The following is a 6211-nucleotide window of genomic DNA, read 5'->3' on the forward strand; positions in this document are numbered from 1 at the left end:
CCCACGACCACCACGCCGGCCGATGCCGAAGCCGAGGAAGAAGACGCGCCGTTCTGACGCGCAGCGCTTCTTCCTGGCTGCTTCCTAGCCCGCCTTGTCTTCTTCGGAAGACGGCGCGTCGTCGGGCGCGGCTTCGGGCCGCGTCAGCGTCCAGCTCTGCAGCTTGCCGCCGTTGAACACGGCGTCGACATACGAGCCGCCGGTGTCGGTCCAGCGGTAGAGCTCGGGCTGCTCGTCCTTGGGCGAGCGCAGTTCGCCCAGGGCGCGCGTCATCGCAATCACGTGCATCAGCGTCACGCCCGGCTTGAGCTTGGCGTTGAGCATCACCGCGCTCGCCACATAGCCCACCGGCCGGTCGGCCGCGCGCTTGAGCACCTGCATCGCGCGGTTGAAGTGCAGCAGCAGGAACATCACGATGGCGCCGCCGGTCAGCGCCACGCCGGCCCAGCCGTAGCTGCGCCATGCGAGCCCGAGCAGGACGATGCCGCCCACGGGCACCAGTATTTTCTGGAAATTCATGGGGCGCATTGTCGCCTTGCGCGGTAGCGGCCGTTGCTACTGCCAGGCGCGCAAGGCGGTACTCGCCCCGAAAAGCGCATTGAGTCGCGGTTCCAGCAGGCACATTTCACCGCACGGGCCGACGCAACCGGCTTCAGGGAGAGGCAACCGAGGTTGCCAGCACAACATGGCACACATCGTGGGAACAGGGAGGATCGCCCGGCGCGCCCCTGGCGCGCCGGGCATTTTTTCCCTGGCAACCGGTCTTAATCCAGGCGGCGGACCACGTCCATCGCCTCCTCGATACGTTCTACGGCATGGATCGTCAGACCTTCGATCTCCTTCGTGCCCTTGCGCGGCGCATTCGCCTTGGGCACCACGGCCACGCTGAAGCCCAGCTTGGCCGCTTCGCGCAGGCGCTCCTGGCCGCGCGGCGCGGGGCGCACTTCGCCCGCAAGGCCGACCTCGCCGAATGCGATGAATCCCCTGGGCAGCGGCTTGCCGCGCAGGCTCGAGGTGATGGCGAGCATCACGGCCAGGTCGGCCGCGGGCTCGCTGATGCGCACGCCGCCCACCGCGTTCACGAACACATCCTGGTCCATGCAGGCCACGCCCGCATGGCGGTGCAGCACGGCCAGCAGCATCGCGAGCCGGTCGCGGTCCAGGCCTACCGAGAGGCGGCGCGGGCTCGGCCCGCCGTTGTCGACCAGCGCCTGGATCTCCACCAGCATCGGCCGCGTGCCCTCGAGCGTGACCAGCACCACGCTGCCGGGCACCGGCTCGGCATGCTGGCTCAGGAAGATCGCGCTCGGGTTGGCGACGCCCTTCAGGCCGCGCTCGGTCATGGCGAACACGCCGATCTCGTTGACGGCGCCGAAGCGGTTCTTGATGGCGCGCACGAGGCGAAAGCTCGAATGCGTGTCGCCCTCGAAGTAGAGCACCGTGTCGACCATGTGCTCGAGCACGCGCGGTCCGGCAAGCGCGCCCTCCTTGGTGACGTGGCCCACCAGCACCACGGCCGTGCCGCTGGTCTTGGCAAAGCGCGTGAGGTGGGCCGCGCATTCGCGCACCTGGGCCACCGAGCCCGGCGCGGAGGTGAGCTGGTCGGAGTACACGGTCTGGATCGAGTCGATCACCGCGATGGCCGGGCGCGTGGCGTCGAGCGTGGCGATGATCTTCTCGAGCTGGATCTCGGCCAGCACCTGCACCTGCGAGTGGTCCAGGCCAAGCCGCCTGGAACGCAGCGCCACCTGCGCGCCGCTTTCCTCGCCCGTGACGTAGAGCGCGTTCTGCCCCGCGCGCTGCAGCGCATCGACCGCCTGCAGCAGCAAGGTCGACTTGCCGATGCCCGGGTCGCCGCCGATCAGCGTGACGCCGCCCGAGACGATGCCGCCGCCCAGCACGCGGTCGAGCTCGTCGAGCCCGGTGGGCGTGCGCGCGACGTCGGTCGCTTCGATTTCGGAAAGGGTTGCGAGCTCCGACACGCCCGCCAGCGCGGCGTACTGCGTGCCGAAGCGGTTGTTGGCCGGGCCGCTGCCGCCCGCCACCTGTTCGATGAGTGTGTTCCAGGCGCCGCAGCTCGGGCATTTGCCGAGCCACTTGGGGCTGGTGCCGCCGCATTCGCTGCAGACGAAGAGAGTTTTTTCCTTGGCCATGCCGAAGTGTAGGGAGACGCAAGAAGCGAAATGTGTTTTGGTCAAGGAAATATGGGCCCAACCTAGGGAGTCTCAACGCCATGTCCGCCTTCAACCGCGGCCGCAAGCTCGCCGCAACTTCCAGCGCCATGCCCACGCTCGCAGGCATGGACGCACTCGAACCGATGCGGGTGGAGGGGGAGGAATCCCTCAGCCGCCCCTACAGCTACACCATCACGCTGACCACGCCGGAGTCGCCGGACATCGATGCGCGCTCGGCGGCGAACGTCAAGCTCAAGCCCCTGATCGGCGAGGAGTTCAGCGTGCACATCCTGCTCGACGGGCGCCCCGGCGGCGCGGGGCAGGAGCGCCACATTTCCGGCCTGGTGACGCGCGCCCGCTTCCTGCGCCTGGAGAACAGGCGGGCGCTCTACGAAGTGGTCATCGAGCCCTGGCTGAGCCTGGCGCAGCGAACGCGCGACTACAGGATCTTCCAGAAAAACAGCGTGCTCGACACGGTGGGCGAGGTGCTCGGCGCGTACGGCTTTGCGCTTTCCGTCCGAGCCACGGGCAGCTATCCCGCGCGCGAGTTCGTGGTGCAGTATGGCGAGACGGACTACGACTTCGCGAGCCGCCTGCTGCACGAGTGGGGCCTGTACTACTACTTCGAGCACGGCGAGGCCGGCCACACGATGGTGATCGTCGACGACATGCAGTCGCACCGGCCCTTTCCGGCCGGCGGCTACGAGCAGGTTCCCTTCGGCGCCATGCAGGCATCGTCCAACGAGGAGCATTGCCACCGCTTCCGGCTGTCCGAAGGCCTGCAAAGCGGAAAGTGGGTCACCGGCGACTTCGACTTCACGCGGCCCAAGGCAGACCTCACGCAGGCCCGCGCGATGCCGCGGCGCACGCAGCACAGCACGCGGGAGGTGTTCGCGTGGCCCGGCAACTACGCCGTGGAATCCGAGGGCGAGCAGCTCGCGCGTGCGCGCATGGAAGAAGCCGGTGCGCCGGGGCAGGTGGCCAGCGGCGCGGGCAACCTGCGCGGCGTGGCGGCCGGCCATCGCTTCACGCTGGCCGGCCATCCGCAGGACGGCGCGAACGCCGACTACCTCGTCACCGCGGCACGCCTGTTGCTGCAGGAAGCGGGCGACGCCACGGGGCAGGAAGAGTTCCAGTGCAACGTCGAGTTCGAGGTCATCCCGGCAAGCAACATCTTCCGCCCGACCCCGGATGCGGCCAAGCCGCGCACCGCCGGCCCGCAGACCGCGGTGGTCACCGGCCCCGCGGGCCGCGAGATCTGGACCGACCAGTACGGGCGCGTGAAGCTCAGCTTTCACTGGAACCGCTACTGCACCCGGGACGAAAGCAGCTCATGCTGGGTGCGGGTGTCCTCGCCGTGGGCCGGCACCAACTTCGGGGGCATGCAGATTCCGCGCATCGGGCAGGAGGTGGTGGTCGACTTCGAGTACGGCGACCCCGACCGGCCGATCATCACCGGCCGCGTCTACAACGCGGACAACATGCCGCCGTGGGAGCTGCCGGCCAACGCCACGCAGAGCGGCCTGCTGTCGCGCAGTTCCGAAGGCGGCACCAGCGAGAACGCGAACGCCCTTCGCTTCGAGGACAAGAAGGGCGAAGAGCAGCTCTGGCTGCATGCGGAGAAGGACCAGCTGATCGAGGTCGAGAACGACGAGGTGCACACGGTGGGCCGCGACCGCACCAAGACCGTCGACCACGACGAGACCAGTCGCATCAAGAACGACCGCACGGAAACGGTGGACCGCAACGAGACGATCACGGTCCATGGCCAGCGCGCCGAGACGGTGGACGGCAACGAGACGGTCACCGTCAAGTCCAACCGCAGCCACTCGGTCACCGGCACCGAGACCCTCACGGTCACCGGCGACCAGACCCACACCGCCAAGGCCAACCGCACCGCCAGCGTCACCGGCAACCAGAGCACCTCGGTCACAGGCGCCGATTCGCTCGCGGTGACGCAGGCCCGCAGCGTCACGGTCCAGGACAGCGACACCTGGAACGTCGCCCTCGGCCAGACCACCACCATCGGGCAGGCCTACCAGGTCTGCGCCAAGTCGCACACCGGCACCTACAACGACGCGATGACGCTGAACGTGCCGGCCGGCCCGGCCTCGGCCACTTCGCAGGGCGACTTCTCCCTGACCAGTTCGGCCGCCAACATCTATGGAACGGCCGCCCTCAACGTGGGCCTGTTCGCGCAGGGCGGGGACTTTTCCGCCGTGGCCTCGACCAATGTCGGCGTGAGCGCCGAGGGCGGCACGCTGGACACCTACTCGTCCGGCGCCATGACGCATGCAAGCCCGACCAGCGTGGTGCTCAATGTCGAGGGCACGACGGTGGAGGTCACGCCGGGGCGCATCGTGCTGCGCGCCGGCAGCGCGAACCTGATGCTGGACGACGCGGGCGTCACGGTCAACGGCACCAAGATCTTCCTGAACTGCTGAGGCCGCCATGTCGACACGCAACCCCGTCGAGAAACGCATGGCCCAGCTGCACGACCTGTGGTGGGAGCGCACCGATGACCCGGCGCTGCGCGCCATCGTGCTGCGCGCGCCGCCCGACTCGCAGCGCATGCTGGAGGCCTTCTTCACGCTCCAGATGGTCGACAGCGAATACAGCACGCCCGATCTCTTCCTGCGGCTGGACACGGCCTTCGAGACCGGCTTTCGCTACAGCCGCGAACTGCGGCAGCAGCTGATCGACACGTACCGGCACAACCGGCCGCAGCTCGTGAAGCAGGGTGTCTCGGCCAGCTGGGACGAAGAGGGCCAGCCCGGCTGGGACAGCGCCGCCGGCTTCGTGCAAGCCGGCTGCTCGCTGGCGCGGCACCTGCGCTRCCAGCGCATGTCGGTCGTGCTGCAGCCCGCCAGCGTGAGCGACGCGGACTGCTTCGAGCGCTGGTTCGATGCGGCAATGCAGACGCCCATGCCGCCGCAGGAGGCCGGCCTGCTGCGGCTGGTGCTGGTGGACGACAGCGACTCGCGCGCCTGGCAGCCGCTGGTGGAGCGGCATGCGGGCGCGATGCGCGTGGTCGATGCGCCGCTGGACATCCTCGAGGCCGCGCGCGAGATCGCCGCCCAGAGCGGCGGCGGGAGCAGCGGCGCGGCCCTCTTCCGCCAGCTCTATGCCGACATGCTGTCGCTGCTGCGCCTGGGCGACGCGGCCGGGGTGCAGGCCGCGGGCGAACGCGCCCTGCGGCTGGCCACGCGCAACGGCTGGGCCGACCAGCGCGCCGTGCTCGACATGATGGTGGGCGGTGCCTGGCTGCAGGCGCGCGACTTCGGCGCGTCAATCACGCGCTACCGCCGGGCCCGCGATTCGGCGGCCGAGGCGGCGCAGGCCGGCAACCCCATGGGTGCAACGCTGTTCATGCAGGGCTGGATGGCCGAAGGCGGGGCCTGGGCCGCGGCGGGCGACATGAAGCAGGCCGCCTATGCATTCGAAGAGGCCGCCGAAGCGGCCCGCCGCGTGCCCCACGCCATGTTCGCCGTCGAAGGCCATCGTGCCGCGGCCCAGGCCTGGCGCAGCGCCGGCGAGCGCGACCGGGCGTGGGCCTCGGCGCTGGCGGGCGTCCGCGAGGCGCGCACCATGGCCGACGCCGACCGCCCCCGGAGCACCGTGCCGCAGCTGCTGCACGACATGCTCGTGATGCAGGACCCCAGGCGCTGCGAGCGCATCGCGCACTGCGCCACCCGCTACGAGCGCGACGCGCGCGCGGCCCTGGCCGAAGCCGACCTGGCCGGCCATCGGCTGGGCGAGCGGCCGCCGCGGCCCGCGATCGACGCCATCGAGGCGCGGCTCGCGCAGCACTACGAGCAGGCATTCCAGACCCTGCTGCGCGAGCGCGAGAAATGGGTCCAAGGCAGCGAGGACGTGTTCCGCACCGTCATCGCGCTGGGCCGCCAATGGCTCGATCCGGCCTGGAGCGGGCTGCCGCATGTGAGCCATCCGCTGGACCAGGGCGTCGACGAATGGCGCGAGCCGCCGGCGTTCGCCCGCCTGCCCGATCCGCAGCCCTTCGTCGAGGCAGCCTGAAC

Annotated in this window: 4 protein-coding genes; 2 read left to right on the top strand and 2 right to left on the bottom strand. The window is 69.8% G+C overall.

The features are described 5' to 3' along the window. Positions 1–84: 84 nt before the first annotated feature. Together AC1DOC_RS15125 and radA are read right to left on the bottom strand one after the other, a co-directional pair. A complete protein-coding gene (locus AC1DOC_RS15125) occupies positions 85–528 on the bottom strand; it encodes a hypothetical protein (RefSeq protein WP_018903874.1) in 444 nt (147 codons plus the stop codon). A 236-nt stretch (positions 529–764) separates the two neighbouring features. Further along, a complete protein-coding gene (radA, locus tag AC1DOC_RS15130) occupies positions 765–2153 on the bottom strand; it encodes a DNA repair protein RadA (RefSeq protein ID WP_012745415.1) in 1389 nt (462 codons plus the stop codon). A gap of 80 nt (positions 2154–2233) precedes the next feature. Between radA and AC1DOC_RS15135 the strand changes: the two genes are divergently transcribed. After that, positions 2234–4618 carry a type VI secretion system Vgr family protein gene (locus tag AC1DOC_RS15135; RefSeq protein WP_012745414.1) on the top strand — a complete coding sequence of 795 codons (2385 nt, stop codon included), beginning with the start codon at positions 2234–2236 and terminating at the stop codon, positions 4616–4618. A 7-nt stretch (positions 4619–4625) separates the two neighbouring features. Continuing rightward, positions 4626–6209, top strand: coding sequence for a hypothetical protein (locus tag AC1DOC_RS15140; protein ID WP_478130020.1), 1584 nt, complete (start codon positions 4626–4628; stop codon positions 6207–6209). Positions 6210–6211: the final 2 nt, after the last annotated feature.

The sequence above is a fragment of the Variovorax sp. 01T439_2 genome (assembly GCF_056398445.1).

What these genes read in the sequence shown, in the direction of transcription:
- AC1DOC_RS15125 (WP_018903874.1), bottom strand. Translation starts at nt 528, where the DNA reads ATGCGCCCCATGAATTTCCAGAAAATACTGGTGCCCGTGGGCGGCATC.
- AC1DOC_RS15135 (WP_012745414.1), top strand. Translation starts at nt 2,234, where the DNA reads ATGTCCGCCTTCAACCGCGGCCGCAAGCTCGCCGCAACTTCCAGCGCC.
- radA (WP_012745415.1), bottom strand. Translation starts at nt 2,153, where the DNA reads ATGGCCAAGGAAAAAACTCTCTTCGTCTGCAGCGAATGCGGCGGCACC.